Here is a 20,083-nt window from a genome sequence, read left to right as displayed (position 1 = left end):
CCATCCATCCCAATCAGCATGGTTACATTACTTGACAATCCCCTGCGCATCGGACTGCAACAAGAACGCACCCCCGAACCCTTAATCATCACGATCTTCGGAGCTTCGGGCGATCTCACCCAGCGCAAACTCGTTCCCGCCCTCTATCAACTCAAGCAGGAACGCCGACTACCCCCAGAAGTGACCATTGTCGGCGTTGCCCGCCGGGAATGGAGCCATGACTATTTTCGGGAACAGATGCGCGAAGGCGTTGAGCAATTCGGCACTGGGATCGGCAGTGAAGAAGCCTGGGAAGACTTCGCCAAGGGCCTCTTCTACTGCTCCGGCAACATGGATCAGCAAGACAGCTACCAAAAACTGAAAACCTTCCTCGCTGAACTCGACGAAACCCGGAAAACACGGGGCAATCGCGTCTTTTACCTTGCCGTCTCACCGGGCTTTTTTAAACCCGGTCTCCGCAACCTCGGAGCCGCCGGGATGATTAGCGACCCCGTGAAAACCCGCGTCGTGATTGAAAAACCCTTTGGGAAAGATCTCGGCACTGCCAAATCCCTTAACCGTGTCGTCCAAGAAGTCTGCCGCGAAGAACAGGTCTACCGGATTGACCATTACCTCGGCAAAGAAACCGTACAGAATATCCTCGTATTTCGCTTTGCCAACGCCATTTTTGAGCCGCTCTGGAATCGGCAATTTGTCGATCATGTGCAAATCACCGTAGCGGAAACCGTGGGCGTAGAAGACCGGGCCGGCTATTACGAAACCTCCGGGGCGTTGCGGGATATGGTGCAAAACCACCTGATGCAAATTTTGGCGATTACCGCCATGGAGCCGCCCAACTCCCTCGAAGCGGACGCAATCCGCAACGAGAAGGTGAAGGTGTTGCAGGCGATGCATTTGGCGGATGTGCATAATTTGGAGCGATCGGCGATTCGCGGGCAATATAGTGCCGGTTGGATGAAGGGCCAACCGATTCCGGGCTATCGCGAAGAAGCCAACGTCAACCCCGAATCCCTGAATCCCACCTTTGTGGCCATGAAGTTGATGATCGACAATTGGCGGTGGAAGGGGGTGCCGTTCTACCTCCGCACCGGGAAGCGATTGCCGAAGAAGGTGACGGAAATTGCGATCCAATTTAAAGAAGTGCCGTTGCTCATTTTTAAATCCGCTGCTCAACAGGCGAACCAAAATATCTTAGCGATGCGGATTCAACCCAATGAGGGGATCGCGCTGCGGTTTGAAGCGAAGATGCCGGGGCCGGACTTGCGGACGCGGACGGTGGATATGGATTTCAGCTATGGCTCGTCCTTTGGGATGCAAACCGCTGATGCCTATCACCGCCTGTTATTGGATGCGATGTTGGGGGATCAAACCCTGTTTACCCGCGCTGATGAAGTCGAGGAAGCATGGCGTGTGGTTACGCCTGCCTTGAGTGCGTGGGAAGCACCGGCCGATCCGAGTACGATTCCTCAATATGAGGCGGGAACCTGGCAGCCGCCGGAAGCGGAATTGTTGATGAACCGGGATGGCCGTCATTGGCGCAGGTTGTAAATCACTCTGGTGGGTAATGGCCCGCCTTCTGTTATTTCTTGGCCTGTGCTCTCGTGGGTAATGTTCACCCGACCCAATTCTGTTTTGTCTTGTTTGTTCACTATTCACTGTTTGAAAACCGATAGGGATCATGATTATGCAGACCTCTTCCCCTCCGTTAGTTCCGCTTCAGGCTCCGAAAGATGTCTCGATTGATGAAATTGAGGCATCCTTACGGGAAATCTGGCAAAGTTATGCCACAGGTGAGGACGGTGTCGCGGCCACACGGGCGACGACGTTTAGTTTTCTGGTCTATGAGCCGGACGGGACGCAGCATTATTTGTCGGCATTGGGGTTTTATACGGGGCCCATTGACGGGATTAATGGGGCGCGGACGAAAGCGGCGATTAAAGCGGCGCAAAAGTCCTATGGGTTTGAGGTGACGGGCCAAGCAGATCAGGCCTTGGTCAAGCGACTCCAGGCGGAGTTTAGTCAGTTGATCGCTCGTGATAAGCAAACGCCGGAAAATTTGCGCACGGCGGCCCAATATGCGCCGGATTTGGAGGGGGTGGGGATTGCGGATGCGATCGCTGCCTCCAACCCCTGCCGGATCATTACCCTCTGTCCCACCGTCGGTGAGGATGAAGGGGTCACCGCCCAAGTTTCCGCCTATTGCCCGATTCAAAAACGCAGCGGCAGCACCCTCGTCTGTTGCGAATACATCACCCTGCGCGGTACAGCCAACGCCCTCGAACGGATCGGCGGTGTGATCTCCGCGTTGATGATCCAAGACCTCCCGAAATTTATCTGGTGGAAAGCGACCCCACACCTAGACTTTGACCTCTTTGAACGTCTCACCCAAGACTGCGACAGCTTAATTGTGGATTCAAGCAGCTTCAGTCACCCGGAAGCGGACTTAGAAAACTTGGGGCAACTCATTGATCAACGTTTGGTGATTGCGGATCTGAACTGGCGGCGGTTAGCCCCTTGGCAAGAGTTGAGTGCCGAGGCCTTTGATCCCCCGGAACGCCGTAACCATATTTGGGAAGTGGATCAAGTGGTGATCGACTACGAAAAAGGCAATCCTTCCCAGGCGTTAATGTTTTTGGGGTGGTTGGCCAGTCGCTTGCAATGGACTCCGGTGAGCTACCACTACGAGGGCGGTGATTATGATATTCGCCGGATTCAACTGACGGGGAAACATAACCGCACCGTTGAAGTGGAACTCGCCGGCATTCCAACGGCGGACTGGGGCGAGATTCCGGGGGATTTAATTAGTCTCAAATTAGCTTCGAGTAACCCGAAGGCGGATTGTGGGACGGTGCTTTGTTCGGAAACGACGGGCTGTATGCGGATGGAAGCTGGGGGCGGTGCGCAATCCCTGCGGATTAATCAAGTGTCGTCTCTCACCGATCAAAAGACAGAGCAGCTTTTGGGCCAACAGTTGCAACGCTGGGGGCAAGAGGTGCTTTACAACGAGAGTATGCTGCTGACCCATAAGATTTTGCAGTTGGCCCCGGATGACTTAACGGAACATTAAGGCGCGATCGCACTCCTGATCCTCAATCCATCGTGTATCCCCTACATGAGAGGATTGGGGTCAAATGTTGGATCAGTGAGCGGGAGGCTCACACTACCATTGCGTTGAGCTTGTGTCGTGCGAGCTTCTAGCTCGCTGCCCTGATCCGGGGGAGCCAAACGATAGCACACCTATGCATTCTCGATAGCAGGAGTGAGCCAGAGGCTCACCCTCCCATTGCTGTCATCCTCTGTAGTGCGAGCTTCTAGCTCGCTGCCCTGATCCGGGAAAGCCAATGCAGGCTAGTGCTGAGTCAAAAAGACAGTGACGGGTAAATTATTTCTGCAAAAGCCTCCAGGCAAGAATTGTGGACTTTGGCTATCCGTCAATAAACATTTGACTGTCCACTAGGTCAACATTTGCACGTGATGGATCAGCACTGGTTGATTGACAAAAGTTGATCGCCCTCACCCCCAACCTCCCAGAGGGCAAGGGGAGCCGATCCATTTTTCCAGTTCCCTCTCCCCTAGGGTGAGGGCTTGCCGGGATCTGGCTAATTTTGTCAGTTCACCGGGGATCAGCATTATCCGTAAACTGCAAGTATTTTTGCGGATCGTTCTATTCTTCCCGTTAGATTGATTCTGTTCACTCTGAACATACCGCAGAATAGTCCTAAAATCACTACAATATAATCCTAAAATAGCCCCAACAGCAGACGTTTTCAGTGCAACTGAATTTAATCATTCAGGATGAGGGATAGATTGATGCCTAAATTGCGGATATTTAACGATTAAAACCATGCCCCAGCTACTACCCTCACGAGGATTATCGCTCCGATTTTCATTGATTGTTCCATTTTTAATCGAGATTTTAATCGCTGTTGGTTTGACGGGATGGTTTTCCTTAAGAAATGGTGAAAAAGCAGTTCATGAGCTAGCGGAACAACTTCAGGGTGAAGTGAGCGATCGCATCCAACAACACCTTGAAAACTATTTAGAAAAGCCCGTTGAAATTAATGCCTTCAATGCCGAATCATTTCGATTAGATGTCTTAACAGCCGATAATCCTCAAGAACTCGCCCGCCGTTTTTGGCAACAAATCAGGGTTTATGAATCGGTGCAATATATCTATTTCGGCAGTGAGCAAGGGGGATATGTGGGGGCAGGGCGAGAACAGGACGGCTTGACGTTAGAAATGACCGCGAATTTCCAACCGGGAAGTTTTCAAATTTGGAAAACGAATAGTCAAGGGCAACGGACAGAGTTTCTCAAAAGTGAGCCTAATTATGATCCCCGGCAGCGGGATTGGTATCAAGATGCGATCGCCCGTCGTCAACCGGATTGGCAAGAGGTTTATCTTTTCGTTGATGGCAAGCTCGGAATCTCGGCCACCCATCCCATTTTTGATAATGCAGGTCGTCCCTTAGGGGTGCTGGGGGTGGACTATATGCTCAAGGGCATTAGTGATTTTCTGCGCTCTGTGCCCGGTTCATCCCATGGCACCACCTTCATCCTGGAGCAATCGTCCGGATCATTGATCGGTTCATCAACGGAGGAAAAACCGTTAATTGAGGCCCAAACTCCAGAGGATGAATCGCAACGACTGGCGGCACGTCGCAGCAGCCAGCCCAGTATTCAAAAGACCACCGACGAATTAATCAGACAGGTGGGTAGTACCTTGACCCTCAACGCGCCGCTGCGCTTTACCTATGACTTGGCGGGCGAACGGCAGTTTGTCCAGGTTGTGCCGATTGCTGTGGGGGATAGTCTCGATTGGCTGATTGTGGTGGTGATGCCGGAATCGGATTTTATGGCCCAAATCAATGCCAACACCCGTAATACCATTGTGCTTTGTGGAATTGCATTAGCGATCGCTGCCCTCCTCGGCATTCTCACCGCTCGCACCATTGCCGCCCCCATTGCTCACCTCAACCTCGCCGCCCAACGCCTCGCCAGCGGCGATTTCACCCCCACCGTTTCACCCCACTACCCCACCCGCGAAGTTCGCACCCTCGCCGCCAGCTTTAACCAAATGGCGAAACAATTGCGCATTTCGTTCCTCAACTTGGAAAAACGGGTGGCGGAGCGCACCGCCGAACTCGCCGCCGCCAAAGAAATCGCCGAACAGGCCAGCCAGGCCAAAAGCGAATTTTTCGCCAGCATGACCCATGACTTTTGCACTCCCCTCAACGCTATCCTCAGCCATACCCAAACCTTGCAACAGGATGCCACCCTCTCGCCCCAACAGCAACACACCCTCCAAACCATTTACAACTGTGGCGTTAACCTCCTGGGCTTAATCAATACCACCCTGGATCTCGCTCAAATTACCGCCCATCAACTCGACTTAGAACCCCGCACCACAAACCTAGCCTCTTTTTTAAGCGAACTCTCCGCCCTCTTGCAGATGCACACGGCTCACAAGGGGTTAGAGTTTGTGTCCTATGGGCCCGCCACCTTGCCCATTGCCATTTCCGTGGATGAACGGCGACTTCAGCAAGTATTGGTTAATGTGGTGAGTAGTGCGGTGAAGGTGATTACCCGTGGCACTGTCTATTTTTCGGTGACGGAGGTGCTGGGGTTGGAGGGCCGAGACTGGCGACAGCGTGGAGAACAGTCCCAAGATTCCACCCCTCAGATTACCCTCCGGTTTCACCTGGATGATCGGGGGATTGAACTGGAACCGCAGCACTACCCAACGATGGTTGTTTCAGCGGAGCCGATGCGCGATCGCCTCCCCGACCTCCTCGCTAATGATCTTGGTCTCATCATCAGCCGCCAACTGCTGATCTTGATGGACAGCCAACTCCAGATCACCACCGCCGGACAGAGCCACCAATTTTACTTTGAACTCACTGTTCCCGTGGTAATGAATGGGAATGACACCGCCCACACCACTGCCCCTGGATTGCCCACGGGTTCTAGAAACGAGAATCCCCACTCCGTTAAGACGGAGAGTTATCAATAACACCCAGTCCAGATCCTAGTAGACTGACAGGGCTAAAAAGGAGGTCAGAAAAATCTCGCCTAGGGTAGGTACTGCCCACCGAATCAGGGTTTCATCGATTACAAGATGATCACTAATTAAGCCATGTCGCGGCACTAGTGCTCAGACAAAGCTAAAATGAGGCTTTATCTAGGGGGCGTTAAGTGGCTAAAATATAGGCTATAACTGTGATTTAACAATCCACCGTAACAAACTCATTAAAACGTGTCACGACACTAGAGTGTTGCAAGCAAAAAAATCATCCACGTTGAATGTGAGGGACAGGCAAGATGCCTGTACTACCTCTAACTCCCGTAGCGCGGGCATCCTGCCCGCTTTGGATCATTATGTGTTGGGAGTCCTCCTAGAGGAAGAGTGGAGGCTGAGACGTTGGCTTTGCTCAGTCCAACGCAAGCTCACTCCATCGGTGCTTACAATAGGGGCGGTTGGCTCCTTGAGGATGTGCCCATGCTGGATCTCACGAAGTTGGCGGGAAAAATGCCCGCGATTAGTCAACACCTCAACCAAGAGGCGAAGGCGAGTCAAATTCGCCTGACGCGGGCCCTTGAACTCTTTCAACGGGTGGAGGGGGCGCAGGCGGATTGGTTGCGCCGTCAGGAGCAATGGCGCGATCGCCTCCTCTTCGCCACCGCCACCCCCCTCGAACCCCTCAGCACCGCGCAACTGATTCCCCCACCGCCGCCCCGCCACACTGTATTCGCCACCGACGGCTCCCAAATCGCCCCGTCTCACCACGAGATCGCCTACTGCTACCTCGTTAACATTGGCCGCGTCATGCTCCACTACGGCCAAAGCCTCCACCCCCTCCTCGACAACAGCCCCGAAGTGTATTACAAGGCCGAAGATCTCTATGTGTCGCGACAATGGGGCATCCGCACCGAAGAATGGATGGGCCATCGCCGCACCGTGGCCGAAGCGGAACGCTTAGCGGAAATGGCCTGCCGCTGGGTGAACCCGCCGGGGGCGCACCATGACCCCAATTTGGCGATGGTGGATGGGTCGTTGATCTATTGGTTTTTGGAGGCGATGCCCAGTGAGGCGCGGGAGCAACTGTTACCGCCGCTGCTGGCGGCGTGGGATACCCTCTATCAGGCGCGGATTCCGTTGATGGGGTATCTCAGTTCGTCCCGAAGCGGGGAGGCGACGAATTTGCTGCGGTTGGCGGCGTGCCCGTTTGATACTCAGGACTGTGTGAAGCAGTGCAGCCAGGAGAGCGATCGCCTCCCCTGTCAGGTGATCGACCCGATCCGCGATACTACCCTCTGGACGACGCTCCTCGAACCGGGACAGCGTAGCACCCTCTGGCGCAGTTCGGCGAAAATCCTCGACCAATACCCGGAACATTTGCAAATTTATTTTTGCTATGTCCATGTGGGGGCAGAGGTGGCGCGGGTGGAAGTGCCGCGCTGGGTGGCGGACGATCGCGCCCTCTTTGACCAAGCTTTGGGGATGATGTTGGCGCAGGTGCATAAGGGCTACGGCTACCCGGTGGCCTTGGCGGAGTCCCATAATATGGCGGTGGTGCGAGGGGGCGATCGCGCTCGCTTTTTCGCCCTCTTGGAACAGCAAATGCTCCGGGCTGGTTTAAAAAATGTTGGCACGTCCTACAAAGAAGCCCGCAAACGCGGCAGTATCGCCTGACCGCTGGAGAAGGTGAAAAAAGTCTATGGTGATCGGCTGGAATCTGGTGGGATGGGGGATAATCTTACTTTCCTTTGTCTGACAGGTACATTTATGACTCAACTGACCCCCAATCCCAGTTTTAGTCTGACAATTCAGGTGGAACTCTTCAATCAACCCGGCCAACTGGCGGCCGTGACCAATGCGATCGCCACCAGTGGGGGCAATATTGGCCATATTCGCCTCATCACCCAAAGCCGGACGCAATCGGTGCGCGAATTTATTGTGGATGCGTCGAGTACGGATCATGCGGATTGTTTAGTGGCAGCGATTAAAGCCCTGCCCGATGTGACGGTGCTCAAGGTATCCGATCGCACCTTTGAACTCCACCAAGGGGGCAAAATTTGCGTTGAAAGCCGGATCGGGCTGAAGGAACAAGCGACCTTGGCGATGGCTTATACCCCTGGTGTGGGGCGTGTGTCGAAAGCGATCGCCGATGACCCGTCCCAAGTGTTTAACCTGACGGTGAAAAGTAACATGGTGGCGATCGTCAGTGATGGCAGTGCCGTGTTGGGTTTGGGAAATCTGGGCCCGGAAGGGGCGTTACCCGTCATGGAAGGCAAAGCCCTGCTCTTTAAAGAATTTGGCGGCGTGGATGCGTTTCCGATCTGTTTGGCGACCCAAGACACGGAAGAAATTATCACCACGGTGAAACACATTTCCCCGGTCTTTGGTGGGATCAATTTAGAAGATATTAGCTCGCCGCGCTGCTTTGAGATTGAACGACGGCTGCGGGCGGAACTAGATATTCCCGTGTTCCACGATGACCAACATGGCACGGCGATCGTCACCCTCGCGGCTCTCTACAATGCCCTCAAGGTGGTGAATAAATCCATCGATCAGGTGAAAATTATTTTCAATGGGGCGGGAGCGGCCGGGGTTGCGGTGGCGCGTCTGATTCGCCAAGCGGGGGCGAAAACCCTCTGGATGTGCGATTCACAGGGCATTTTGTCGCGCGATCGCGACCTCACCCCAGAAAAAAAAGAATTCGCTGTTGAGGCCAAGGGAACCTTAGCCGATGCCATGCAGGGGGCGGATGTGTTTATTGGCTTGAGTGTGCCGGGGGTGCTCACGCCGGAAATGGTGAAGACAATGAATCCTGACCCGATTGTGTTTGCGATGGCGAACCCAATTCCGGAGATTCAGCCGGAGTTGGTGCGGGATCTGGTGACGGTGATGGCGACGGGGCGCAGCGACTACGCGAACCAAATTAATAATGTTTTGGCGTTTCCGGGGATTTTTCGCGGGGCGTTGGATTGCCGAGCGCGAGAAATTACGAGCCGGATGTGTCTAGAGGCGGCGGCGGCGATCGCATCCCTCGTTCCCCCCCAAGACCTCAACCCAGAACAGATTATCCCCTCCGTCTTTGATGACCGGGTTGCCCCTGCCGTCGCCGCCTCGGTCAAACAAGCCGCCCGCGAAGATGGGGTCAGCCGCGAATAGCCCCGCCCTCTGGAACTGGCTGCTCTAGATTTGGCCGCAGTGAGCCTCTCGCTCGTTGCTCTAGATTTGGCCGCAGTGAGCCTCTCGCTTGCTGCTCTAGATTTGACCGCAGTGAGCCTCTAGCTCGCTGCTCTAGATTTGGCCGCAGTGAGCCAGAGGCTCACACTACTACCTAAAATCCTCTGTAGTGCAACCTTCTAGCTCGCTGCTCTAGATTTGGCCGCAGTGAGCCAGAGGCTCACACTACTACTACCTAAAATCCTCTGTAGTGCGAGCTTCTCGCTCGCTGCTCTAGATTTGGCCGCAGTGAGCCAGAGGCTCACACTACTACTACCTAAAATCCTCTGTAGTGCGAGCTTCTCGCTCGCTGCTCTAGATTTGGCCGCAGTGAGCCAGAGGCTCACACTACTACTACCTAAAATCCTCTGTAGTGCGAGCTTCTAGCTCGCTGCAACCTTCTAGCTCGCTGCAACCTTCTAGCTCGCTGCGAGTCTGAAACTGGCAGGCGTTACCCTGCCTGGAATCCGCTCAAGACTGGATTGAATGTTTAACCGTCATCCGCTCCCTGCCCCCTCGATCAGATCCGTCAACGTGTGGGTAAAGGCTGTAAAGCCGTAGGTTTTGATCACGGCTTGGCGGAGGGCGGCGGAATTGTAGAGTAGGGGATGGGGTTCGGTCTGGGTGAGGATGCGGATCATGGCTTGGGCGATCGCATCCACATCATCGGGATTCACCAAAACCCCCAACTCGCCCCCGTTCAGCGCATCGATCGCCCCGTCCTGATTGCCCCCTAGGGTGGGTTTTCCGCAGGCGATCGCCTCCAGATAGACAATGCCAAACCCCTCCCCCCGACTGGGCATCGCAAACAAATCGCACAGGTGATAATGGGCCACCAAGGCCGAATCGGGCACAAACCCCGCCAAGATCACCACCTCCTCCAGCCCCAACCGTGCGATCAACGCCTCCACACGGGCGCGATCGCTCCCCTTCCCCACCAGCACATAGCGCACCGCCGGAATCACTGAACGCACCTGAGGCAATGCCCGCAAAATCTGGTCATAGCCTTTATAGGCCTGGGTTGCATCCAATCGCGCCACCGTTAGGATCACGGGCTGCTCTGGCTTCAGGCGATATTGGTGCAGCAATGCGGGCGGTTTGGGGGCGGGATAAAAGCGATCGCTGTCGAATGTGTTCGGCAGCACCGTGATCCGCGTCGGGTCGAGGTGGGGTTGTTCGGCGAGGAAGCGATCGCGGGTATAGTGACTCACCGCCAAAATCCGCTCCGTTTGGGCCAAACTCCGCAACAGCACCCCCTCCCCCAAGCCCCACACCTCAATCCCATGGGCCACCGCCCAAAACCGCACCCCCAACCACCGCTGAACCATCGCCCCCAGCGGCGCAAAATTCGTATGGGTCGCAATAATCAGATCGGGACGATGCCGCACACAACCCCACAGCAATTGCAGCCCATAGACCCAAGTCCGCATCCAGAGGGGCCACCATCCTGCACCTTGAAAATGGGTCTTGGCGGCCGCAGCGGGGGGAGTGCGATCGTGCTTCAAAAACACCCGGATCGTGAGGGTGGGATACTGCGTTTGGAGACCCTGGAGCAAAAACCCAGAATAGGCCTGAATCCCACCCCGAAACTCAAAAATATTCGGAACCCAGAGGTGAATCTGTCGCATGGGCAGAACAAGCGGCCAAGATTGAGGGAGAAAAGGGCGCGGCTATTGCGGCGGGTTAGGGGAGGGCGATTCGATGGCTAAATTTCGTCGCCCTAGGGTGCTGACGGTGAGCACTTGGGGGGGCGTAGCATCGGGAGGATAGAGGAAATCCACTTGGACATCGCGGCGATCGCCCGGCCGTAAACGCACCTCAATCAACGGTTCCGCCCGTTGTCCCTGCCTCTGCACCAAATGAAAATAGCGTTCTTGATCCCGACCGAAATCATCCCGATACCGGAGACGGACGGAACCCCGGAAAAAGATCCGATCTTCAGGGGGATTGAGAAACACAAGGCGATCGTCGAGGTGGCTTTTCTTTAATGGGGTTTGGACGGTAACAAAGACCGTTTGCGTCCGGTTCGTATCGTTATGAAGGGGCAATTTGAGGTTGTAATGCACCGCATAATTGCCATGGGCCCGCAAGGCCGTATCGGAGTAGCGCACGAGCATCGGCGCACTTTGAATTTGATCCGTGCCGTGGGTTCCGGTGTCGGTGGTACTGAGGGGGTAGGAAAAGGATTCGCCCGGTTGGGGGATGGTTAAGGTGTTGCCATTGGGTTGATCGGTCAGGGTGGCGTTCCATTCTGATCCCACAGAAATCCCGGCAACACGGCCATAGATATAGCGTTCCGTCGAATTGGACGGGGCGCGATCGCGCGGTGTAGCCAATCGTCCCTGGGTTAAGAGATTTTGCCAATCCCGCATTGTGGGTGGGTTATAGGTGACTTTCGTGACGGGTTCTTCATTGGTGGGATCGTTTAGATCGAGCACGGACGTATATTCGGGCATTTCGTAGAGTGCCAAATTTGCCATATACACCGGCCCACTACTTTCAAGCCGCATCAAGGTCGATCGCGCACTACTCACCGGAATCGGCATCACCGCTAACATCCGCAGTTCCCGGGGCCGGAGCACCAGTTGACTAGGAAAATAGGGTTGATTAACACCACGAATCACATCCCCCGCGAGGCGAGATCCGGGCCCAGAATAAATCGAGCCATAGGGGTCTTCGAGTTGGGCGGGCAAGTCAATGAATGGGGCATCGTGGGAGTTAAGATAACTCACCGCTTGATGCACCTGGAGCGTGACCGGACGAGACGAAGCATTGTAAACCAGCACCCCTTGGTAAAGGGTGAGCTTTTCCCCTGCGGGCCGAGAAATGTGGTGGGAGAAAAAGTCGAAACGACCCTCTAAGGTTTGATTGAGGTGGGCGTGGGGGTGGGTTGTGCCGCTGCGGGGAAAGGTGGAGAGGAGGATACCCGCCCCTTCGATGACTTCTGGGCTATTACTATTGAAGACCGGAATATTATCGAGTTGTCCCGGCAGGGGCCGAACATCCTGCTGTTCAACTATGTATCGTTGTGCGGGCGGTGCAGGGGATACGAAGGCAGCGGGCGCTTGAGCGAGCAAAACAGGATACATCAATGGCAGCATTTAAGGATCGCTTCTCCTCGCGTTCAATGTCAGTGGGTAATTTGCTTAAATTAATCTAACACCAACTGTTTGCACCCGGTTGGTCGGCGTTTCAGGGCGGTTTTGGAGAGTAGGGTGATAACGATCGTAACCTGATGTAGCCTGTGCTGAAGATACCACAAGACTCGCGTTGTCTTTCAGCCTGGGTGATTTTTTTTCGTTGGGTGTTTGATCAGGAATTCAAATCTCGATGGGATGGGGAGAGGGCGCGATCGCACTTCGTCCTGTACGCCTGTTCCTCAGAACCAATTTTAAAAACGCCACATTTGTTACAACGAATGAGACAGTTCAGGCTACAATTCCATGATGGTGTGAGTAAGTATATATAACTAACTTTAAAACATGATGCAACCTGCCTCTTTACCCCAGCTTGATAGTGATGCCGTGAAGGCTAATGTCCGAGCCTACAATCCTGATCAACAGTTAAAGTATCTCCATCTCGAAGCCGAAGTGGAAATGCTCATCCAGCAGTTGCAAACCCTGAAATCTCGTCAGGCCGTCGGTGCGGGTTGCGATCGCTAAGGCGATATCCCCCCCGTTTAAGATTCATCCTTTGCTTTTTTGTGACTCTGGCGATCGCTCTTTGGGGCGGTCGTCGTTGTTTTGGACGATCGCCCCCCTCAGCGACGCGGGGATCATCGAAAGATCAGGCGGTGAGCCAGGAGCGGAGGAGGGCAGCGACGAGGCTGGGCTGTTCGAGGTGGGGCAGCACGCCAGTCTTGGGGATGGTGTGCAGGGCGGCGATCGCCCCCGGATTCAAGGCGGCCAAACGACGACCAATCGCGACGGGGCTGAAGCGCGATCGCGCCCCCCAAACAAAGGTAGTAGGGACGGTGAGGGCGGGGATATCGGCGGCTAAATCGAAGTAAAGATCGCCGCGTAAAAAAGCGAGGGCGGCCACAGCGGCGCGGGGTTGAGTCGCAGCGGTGAGGTAGGCGGCCACCATTTCCGGGGTGATGCGATCGCGATCGGCAAAGAGAAAATTTTCCAACGCATTGCGCACCGCCCATTCCGTCGTCGCGCCGAGGGTGTAAAGCACTTGGTCAAGACCGGGGAGGTTGATCACCTCCACGGGCAGGCGGCGCGGGCTGGCCTCGGCAAAATCCCGAAACCCCGACGGGCAGACAAGGAACAGCGATCGCACCTGTGCCGGGGCTTGATTTGCCACCCGCACCGCCAAAGCTCCGGTGATCGAAGAGGCGGCGATCGCGATCGGTTCGGTCGTCACCGCCGCGATCAATGCGAGGATCATCCCCTCATAATCCGCCGGACTGTAGCACCGTTCCGGGCGACTCGATGCCCCCCAGCCGATCAGATCCGGCGCGATGATTTCATAGTCCATCGCCAGGGCGCTATATACCTGCGACCATTCATAGGCCGACGCACCCCCGCCGAAACTATGGAGAAACAGGAGGGGCGATCGCTGGCCGTCTCGCGGCCAGGGGGCCCCGGTTTGGGTGTAGTAGGTCATCGCACCGAGGGAGGTGACGATCGTGCGGGGGCCAAAGCCCGGCGGTTGAAATTGCAAGAGAGAATTCATGATTCAATCGTGATGTAGGGATTGGGGCGGGGCAATTTGGGGAGCGGCGGCGGGGGGCAACTCGTAGCGGCGCGATCGTAAAAAATACGTCATCATCTCGCCTTTCCCTTTAATCGCGATCATCCCCCGTGCCTCAAGATCGTAACGCGCCGCTAACTGATGATAAACCACCTCCGAAACTTGAATTTTTCCCGGCACACCATGGGATTCCATCCGACTCGCCGTGTTCACCGTATCCCCCCAAATATCATAGGCAAACTTCGTTAAGCCAATCACCCCCGCCACCACCGTCCCGGAATGAATCCCAATCCGCAGGCTTAAATCCCGTCCCGTTTCCCCATTCAACTCCACTAAAACCCGCTGCATATCTAGGGCCATTTCTGCCATCACGTCACTATGATCCTCGCGGGGATTGGGTAAACCGGCTACGACTAAATAGGCATCCCCAATGGTTTTGATTTTTTCTAGATTATGGTGGGCTGCAAGCTGATCAAATCGCGAAAAAATACTGTTCAAAAGTTCAACGAGATCATGGGCGGAAATCTGACTCGATAGCTCCGTAAACCCCACAATATCCGCAAATAGAACCGTCGTATCAGAAAAGGTATCGGCGATCGTTTGGTGGTCATTTTTGAGGCGGCAAGCGATGCGATCGGGCAAAATATTGCGCAGTAATCCTTCCGATCGCTCCTGTTCAATGGTGAGTTTTTGATAAGCGCGGCGAATTTCCGTTTGGGCCGCAAATTCCGCTTTGGCCGTGCGTTCAAATAAATACACCGACAGCGTCGCCACAAAGGACACCATACTCAGCGTAAAAATCCAACTCGGCGGCGAAGTCCACTCTTCCGGATACCACATCACCATGCGTCCGGTGGCGATCGCAAACGCACATTTAATCGCAAAATACAGGCCATAGGTGAGGAGATGACATAAACCATGCAACTGCCATCGCACCGGAATTAAGGTGGATTGCAAAAAGAAGACCAGCACCCAGTTAAAAAAGTCATCTAAAATATCAAATTGCCGCCCCCCCATGGCCGCTTCGGCCAGTTGTTCCACTAGGTTAATCGAGCCAGAATAGCCCAGAAAAATGAGATTAATCTGCCAATTTTGGTGGCTCAAGCGCAGCAGAATGAGGTTTGTAATTAAGCTGATTTCAACCCAAAGATCCGTAAACCACCAGCCGGGGAGGGGCTGACTGGTAATCATGTTCTGCACCAATCGGGGCGTGGTCATGCAAAACAGAATGGTCAGGGAAATGGCGAACACCAGAAACAGCCGCCGCCGAAAAAAGCTGTATTGCCATTGCTCATAGGTGTGATCGGGGGCGAGCGATCGCTGTTCTAGGGCACTCAAAATCCGGCGCAGGGTGCGGGATAGGAGGGTGAGCAATGCGGGGTAAGCCATGGAAGTGCAGCAAAACAGAGGGGTTATGGTCTTCTTCCACCCATTGTCGGCTAGAATCCGTGCGACCTGTCCCTCCGGGCAAATCTGTTATGGTATCTAGCAAGATTATGGAAATCATCACAATTCAGGGAGATAAGCGAGGGGTTGAGGATGAGCGATCGCACACAAACTAAATTGACCATTGATCAGGTGATGACGGCGGGAGAACGGGCCTTTGAGCGGGGTCGGTATGCCGAGAGTATTGAATGGTTTGAGCAGGCCTTGGCGCGAAGTTATCCTACGGCGCGGAAGGGGGGCGAGATTCAACTCTGGCTGGTGAATGCGTATCAGTTGATGGGGGAAAATCAAGCAGCGATCGTGCGGTGTGAAAAGCTCCTGCTCCATCCTTCGCCCTTGATTAAACAGCAGGCGAAAAACTTGCTCTATATTTTGCGGGCTCCGGTGTTGCAACGTCCCAAAGAATGGATGACGGAGATTCCGGATTTGGCGAATTTATCCGATAGTGAGCGGCGCGATCGCTACGTCCCCCCCAAAACCGAGAATGACCGCAAACGGGCCCAAAAACCCGTCATTGAAGAGATCGACCTCAGCCAAGTCAATACCCAAGACAATCAATTTGTGGGGGTGGCGTTCGTGCTGATCATGGTGATCCTCGGTAGTGTGTGGTGGTTGAGTTAAGCCACGCGAGTTGATTGAATGTTTCAACCCATGGAATCAATGCCAGTGCCCGATCCCCGTAGATGCCAGCTTCACGCCGCTGTACCTCTAAATATTTTGCTTGTCGCTAGTGAAACTTCTCCACTACCATGAACGTAGCTTCATGATGTTGAGCCTTTGGCGATGTCACGACGCTATTGTTTTTGCCAAACACTATGGTGGGTATGAGTTCTGAACAATATTCCAACTCGGATCACTCCCCTCACGACTTTGCTCCAATTCCTGATCCGTGGGAAGACTCCACTGAGACGGAGCAGCCATTGTCCGTGCCGCCATCGTCCCCTGAGGCTGCTCGCCCCCCGGTGGAGCCGGTGAGCCAGCCGATCCCAGATGCCCAAGACCCGCCATCGGATGATTTGGAGGTTACAGAGGATCTCTTTAAAGGACTGCTGATCGATTTGGATGAACTGCTGACCCACCATGATTCGCGATCGCTGGGCCGTGACCCTGACGATGTTGAAACCATTGACGAAAATGCCGCCGCGACGCTAACCCAACGGATTAGCAAGTTTCAGCCCATTGATTCCTCTGCCCAACCGTCCCCAGCACCGGTGGCAATGCAGGATGATGCCACTCCCCACACCGAAGCATCCCCGCCACCGCCCCCCGTGGTAACGCCGGCCTCTGAATCTGCCCCGGCTGATGATCCGTCTCCCGTGGAGGCAGCGGAGGCCTCGGATCAGGAGATTAATGATGTGATGGATTTGTTGGTGGATACCTTCAATATCGGGCGATCGCCTCAGGAGGAAGGTCATGATGATGCCACGGAGTTGGATCTGTTGGCGGCGGACTACGATACGTTGATCCCACCAGCGGCGATGGAGTCATCGGAAACGACGATCGCATCCTTGGATGCGGATGATTTCACAGGGATTCCGACGGTGTCGGCGGCTGAGATTAATGCCATGTTGGGGATCGACGGCCTAGTGTTCGATCAAGCCCAGGGGCAAGGTGATGAGAATGGCCATCCTGGGGAACTGTCGGATGTTGTCCAGGACGTGATAGAGCCAGACCCCCCGCCGGAACCCACGGCAGTGGAGGAGCGCGATCGCACGACTTCAACCCCTCCCCCCGAACCAGCACAGGAATCCCCCCCAGAACCGGAAACCCTCGCACCCATCGCATTAGAGGACAGCACAGCCGCCGAGGAGCGCGATCGCCCGGTATCGGACGCACCGCCCGAACCCGATCTTGCCCACCTTGACGATCCCACTCCAGAGGCGATCGCGTCTGAGACTCCTGACCCCACTCCAGAGGCGATCGCGCCGTCAGATCCTGGGGAAGCGGACGGATTCGAGGCCAACGAGATCCCCCCCGCCACGCCCAAAAGCTTTGAGGAGGAAATCGAATACGCCCTCCAAGACTTTGCGGCGATGATTTTGCCCAATGAAGTCGATGCGCCGCCCCTAGAAAATGGCCAGTCTCAGCCGCGCGATCGCGCTTCAGTTTCCCGCGTGCAATCTCTCGAAGCCGAACTAGAGCAGCAATTACGCGAGTTAATGAACCCCGCGCCCCCCACCACACCCCCAGCCGCTGCCCCCCCCGTCCGCAAGCGCGTCTTACGCAAACCGCCACCGCCACCGCCCCGTCGCCCCCAATCCTCCCCCAAAGCCTCCCCAACCCCATCCCAACCATCCGCAGAAGCCTCCCTCGCGGAACTCTTTCGCGCCCCATCCGATACCATTCAAGACCCCCTCAAAGACATTCGGCAGTTTCTCCTCGACAATAACCCTCTTCCCACCCCCAAAACCGCCAAGCCAGAACCCGAAAGCCAAGAGGCTGATGCTGACCCCATCGTCTGGCCCGATCCGGATGAACTGCTGGCCTCGTTAGGGTTAGTGGGTTCCGAATCCCCGCCGCCTAGCGAGTCAGAGGCAACCCCCGACCCCCAACCCACCGAAATCGAACCCCCGCTAGAGGATTCTCCGGCGGCGGCATCGAACCCACCCCTAGATGAACCTGCACCACTAGCCGCCTTAAACCCACCCCTGGATGAAGCGATCGCCATCGAAGAAGGTGCTCTTGCCCGGCTTGAAGACAAAGTGGCGGCCCTCGAAAAACAGGTCTACGAGCCGACGGACATGATTAATCCCCTCGTGCCGTTGATGGTGCAGTTGCTCAAGATGAAGGTGGGTACGTCTCAGGACATGGTGCGAGCCATGGCCACGCCGATTTTGGATGAGATGATCACGGAGCGTGCCCATGAGAATCGTGATGCGATGGCGAAGGCGTTGGGAGATCTTGTGCCCTTGGCCATTGAGCAGCAAATCCAGCACAATCCTAAACGAATTGCGAAAGCGATCGGCCCGGAGGTGGCCTCAGCGATTCAAGAACAGGTGCGCCTCGAACGGGATGCCATTGCGACATCCCTGGGCCCGACGATTGGTCGTGCGATGAAAAATCAAATTGAATTGGAACGCGATTCGATGGTTGATGCGCTCTATCCCGTGATTGGGAGTACGGTGGCGCGTTATATGGGTGAGGCAATTAATGCGATTAATGCCAAGGTGGAAACGGCGTTTAGTGTGGATGGGTTGACCCGGAAAGTCCGGGCGCGGATGCAGGGGGTGAGCGAAGCGGAGTTAATTTTGAAAGAGTCGATCCCGGTGACGGTGCAGGCGATTTTTTTAATTCATAAGGCATCGGGGCTGGTGATTGCGGAATTGCAACCGGAGCATGAGCACCATTTGGAATCGAATATGGTGGCGGGGATGCTGACGGCGATTCGTAGTTTTGTGAATGATTGCATTGCGCAAACGGGGACGATTTCAGAATTGAGTGAGATTGAGTATGGGGATGCGCGGATTATTTTGGAGGTGGCGGGGTATTGCTACTTGGCGGTGGTGGTGAAGGGCAGTCCGCCGCCTGCATTTGTGAAGAAGATTCGGAAGACGTTGGCGGGATTGCTGCAACAGTATGGCACGTTGATTGAGGAGTTTGATGGCGATCCGGATACGGTGCCGGAGGATGTGTCGGCGAAGCTGGCGAAGCTGGGCCAATCGACGGTGCAAAAGCAGACGGGAGGATCACCCACAACTCTGTTGGTGTTGGTGGGGGCGATCGCAGCGTTGATTGTGATTCCGTGGCTTTATTTCCAAGTGCGGGGCTTTTTAAATCACCGCTTATCCAGCCAAATTACGGCGGCGATGACGGCGGAGTTGGATGGGGTGGCCTATACGCCTCTGGTGTCGGATGTGGAGGGGAAAGCGGTGAGTCTGAGCGGGCGTGTGCCGTCGGAGCAGTTTAAGGAGCGGGCGGGGGCGATCGCTCAAGACCTCGCGCCAAATCGTACCGTTGAGAATCAGATTCAGATCGTGGATGTACCGCCCGATCCGGTGAATGTGGCGACGATGATCCAAACGGTGACGGCTTTGCTCAATCGCTATCCGGGTGTTGATATTCGAGCGTCCTATCATCCGGATGGGGTGGTGCTGACGGGGAGTTACCGCGATCGCGGCGATCGCCAAGACATTCTCGAAGCCTTCAATGCCCTGCCGGGTATTCCCAAAGTGGATGCCGATGATCTGTTACCCCAAGCCCTAGCGGGTCGGATTTATTTTGATCGGGACTCCGCCGACCTCAATGCCACAGAAATTGCGGATAAAATCGTCCCGATTAGCGAATTTTTGCGCAATAATCCAGACCTCCGGGTGCGGATTACGGGGCATGTGGATGAAAGTGGCGAACGCAATCAAAACCGGGAGTTATCGTTTCAGCGGGCAGCGGTGGTCAAAGATGCGATCGCAGCCCAAGGCATTGATTCGGATCGACTCGAAGAAGCCACAACCCTCGAAGCCCCCCCCGGAGTCACCAAAACCGAAGCCGCCTGGTTAAGTCGTTGCGCCCGCTTTGAACTGATCACCCCTGAAGCAGAATCGTGAGCAATGGCTCGTATTTTCCATTACCATCAGTCTCATACCCCTGATTGACCGAAAAAAGTTGATAGCCCCCACCCCCAACCCCTCTCCTAGAGGGCGAGGGGAGCCCATCCATTTTTCCAGTTCCCTCTCCCCTAGGGAGAGGGCTAGGGTGAGGGCTTTCCGGGAT

The 20,083-nt window shown here is 55.1% G+C and carries 12 protein-coding genes; 8 read left to right on the top strand and 4 right to left on the bottom strand.

The window, feature by feature from the left end; all coding sequences use genetic code 11:
* Positions 1–18 precede the first annotated feature (18 nt).
* The 5 genes from zwf (at position 19) to SPI6313_RS17150 (ending at position 9,175) form a co-directional block, all read left to right on the top strand.
* The gene (zwf, locus tag SPI6313_RS17170; protein ID WP_072622091.1) at positions 19–1,548 is read left to right on the top strand and encodes a glucose-6-phosphate dehydrogenase; all 1,530 of its coding nucleotides are present in this window, start codon (positions 19–21) and stop codon (positions 1,546–1,548) included.
* A gap of 136 nt (positions 1,549–1,684) precedes the next feature.
* The gene (gene opcA, locus SPI6313_RS17165; RefSeq protein ID WP_072623203.1) at positions 1,685–3,067 is read left to right on the top strand and encodes a glucose-6-phosphate dehydrogenase assembly protein OpcA; all 1,383 of its coding nucleotides are present in this window, start codon (positions 1,685–1,687) and stop codon (positions 3,065–3,067) included.
* A 777-nt stretch (positions 3,068–3,844) separates the two neighbouring features.
* Positions 3,845–6,013, top strand: a complete 2,169-nt coding sequence (locus tag SPI6313_RS17160; protein ID WP_084669087.1) for a cache domain-containing protein — start codon at positions 3,845–3,847, stop codon at positions 6,011–6,013.
* A 486-nt stretch (positions 6,014–6,499) separates the two neighbouring features.
* A complete protein-coding gene (locus SPI6313_RS17155) occupies positions 6,500–7,693 on the top strand; it encodes a DNA double-strand break repair nuclease NurA (RefSeq protein ID WP_072622089.1) in 1,194 nt (397 codons plus the stop codon).
* A gap of 93 nt (positions 7,694–7,786) precedes the next feature.
* Entirely contained in the window at positions 7,787–9,175 is a 1,389-nt protein-coding gene (locus SPI6313_RS17150; protein ID WP_072622088.1) for an NAD-dependent malic enzyme, read from the top strand.
* 554 nt (positions 9,176–9,729) lie between these two features.
* Here the strand turns inward: SPI6313_RS17150 and SPI6313_RS17145 are convergent.
* Together SPI6313_RS17145 and SPI6313_RS17140 are read right to left on the bottom strand one after the other, a co-directional pair.
* A complete protein-coding gene (locus SPI6313_RS17145) occupies positions 9,730–10,860 on the bottom strand; it encodes a glycosyltransferase (protein WP_139276687.1) in 1,131 nt (376 codons plus the stop codon).
* A gap of 42 nt (positions 10,861–10,902) precedes the next feature.
* Positions 10,903–12,333: a DUF3370 domain-containing protein gene (locus tag SPI6313_RS17140; protein WP_072622086.1), complete on the bottom strand. Its 1,431-nt coding sequence runs from the start codon at positions 12,331–12,333 to the stop codon at positions 10,903–10,905.
* A 381-nt stretch (positions 12,334–12,714) separates the two neighbouring features.
* On the opposite strand from SPI6313_RS17140, the gene SPI6313_RS17135 reads away from it, so the two are divergent.
* Positions 12,715–12,894 carry a hypothetical protein gene (locus SPI6313_RS17135; RefSeq protein ID WP_072622085.1) on the top strand — a complete coding sequence of 60 codons (180 nt, stop codon included), beginning with the start codon at positions 12,715–12,717 and terminating at the stop codon, positions 12,892–12,894.
* 124 nt (positions 12,895–13,018) lie between these two features.
* Here the strand turns inward: SPI6313_RS17135 and SPI6313_RS17130 are convergent, their stop codons facing one another.
* Together SPI6313_RS17130 and SPI6313_RS17125 are read right to left on the bottom strand one after the other, a co-directional pair.
* On the bottom strand, positions 13,019–13,912 hold the full coding sequence (locus SPI6313_RS17130) for an alpha/beta fold hydrolase (protein ID WP_072622084.1): 894 nt from the start codon (positions 13,910–13,912) through the stop codon (positions 13,019–13,021).
* Positions 13,913–13,915: 3 nt separating this feature from the next.
* Entirely contained in the window at positions 13,916–15,319 is a 1,404-nt protein-coding gene (locus SPI6313_RS17125) for an adenylate/guanylate cyclase domain-containing protein (protein ID WP_072622083.1), read from the bottom strand.
* A gap of 150 nt (positions 15,320–15,469) precedes the next feature.
* Here SPI6313_RS17125 and SPI6313_RS17120 point away from each other — a divergent pair, with 150 nt between their 5' ends.
* Together SPI6313_RS17120 and SPI6313_RS22475 are read left to right on the top strand one after the other, a co-directional pair.
* Positions 15,470–15,997 carry a tol-pal system YbgF family protein gene (locus SPI6313_RS17120; protein ID WP_072622082.1) on the top strand — a complete coding sequence of 176 codons (528 nt, stop codon included), beginning with the start codon at positions 15,470–15,472 and terminating at the stop codon, positions 15,995–15,997.
* Between the two features lie 203 nt (positions 15,998–16,200).
* Positions 16,201–19,917, top strand: coding sequence for an OmpA family protein (locus tag SPI6313_RS22475; RefSeq protein WP_139276686.1), 3,717 nt, complete (start codon positions 16,201–16,203; stop codon positions 19,915–19,917).
* Positions 19,918–20,083: the final 166 nt, after the last annotated feature.

It is taken from the genome of Spirulina major PCC 6313 (assembly GCF_001890765.1).
Taxonomy (GTDB): Bacteria; Cyanobacteriota; Cyanobacteriia; order Cyanobacteriales; family Spirulinaceae; genus Spirulina; species Spirulina major.
This window is presented reverse-complemented; position numbering and strand designations above follow the sequence as displayed.

Bases quoted from the DNA above. Each gene is read 5' to 3' on its own strand.
- zwf (WP_072622091.1), top strand. From the start codon at position 19: ATGGTTACATTACTTGACAATCCCCTGCGCATCGGACTGCAACAAGAA.
- opcA (WP_072623203.1), top strand. From the start codon at position 1,685: ATGCAGACCTCTTCCCCTCCGTTAGTTCCGCTTCAGGCTCCGAAAGAT.
- SPI6313_RS17160 (WP_084669087.1), top strand. From the start codon at position 3,845: ATGCCCCAGCTACTACCCTCACGAGGATTATCGCTCCGATTTTCATTG.
- SPI6313_RS17155 (WP_072622089.1), top strand. From the start codon at position 6,500: ATGCTGGATCTCACGAAGTTGGCGGGAAAAATGCCCGCGATTAGTCAA.
- SPI6313_RS17150 (WP_072622088.1), top strand. From the start codon at position 7,787: ATGACTCAACTGACCCCCAATCCCAGTTTTAGTCTGACAATTCAGGTG.
- SPI6313_RS17145 (WP_139276687.1), bottom strand. From the start codon at position 10,860: ATGCGACAGATTCACCTCTGGGTTCCGAATATTTTTGAGTTTCGGGGT.
- SPI6313_RS17140 (WP_072622086.1), bottom strand. From the start codon at position 12,333: ATGCTGCCATTGATGTATCCTGTTTTGCTCGCTCAAGCGCCCGCTGCC.
- SPI6313_RS17135 (WP_072622085.1), top strand. From the start codon at position 12,715: ATGATGCAACCTGCCTCTTTACCCCAGCTTGATAGTGATGCCGTGAAG.
- SPI6313_RS17130 (WP_072622084.1), bottom strand. From the start codon at position 13,912: ATGAATTCTCTCTTGCAATTTCAACCGCCGGGCTTTGGCCCCCGCACG.
- SPI6313_RS17125 (WP_072622083.1), bottom strand. From the start codon at position 15,319: ATGGCTTACCCCGCATTGCTCACCCTCCTATCCCGCACCCTGCGCCGG.
- SPI6313_RS17120 (WP_072622082.1), top strand. From the start codon at position 15,470: ATGAGCGATCGCACACAAACTAAATTGACCATTGATCAGGTGATGACG.
- SPI6313_RS22475 (WP_139276686.1), top strand. From the start codon at position 16,201: ATGAGTTCTGAACAATATTCCAACTCGGATCACTCCCCTCACGACTTT.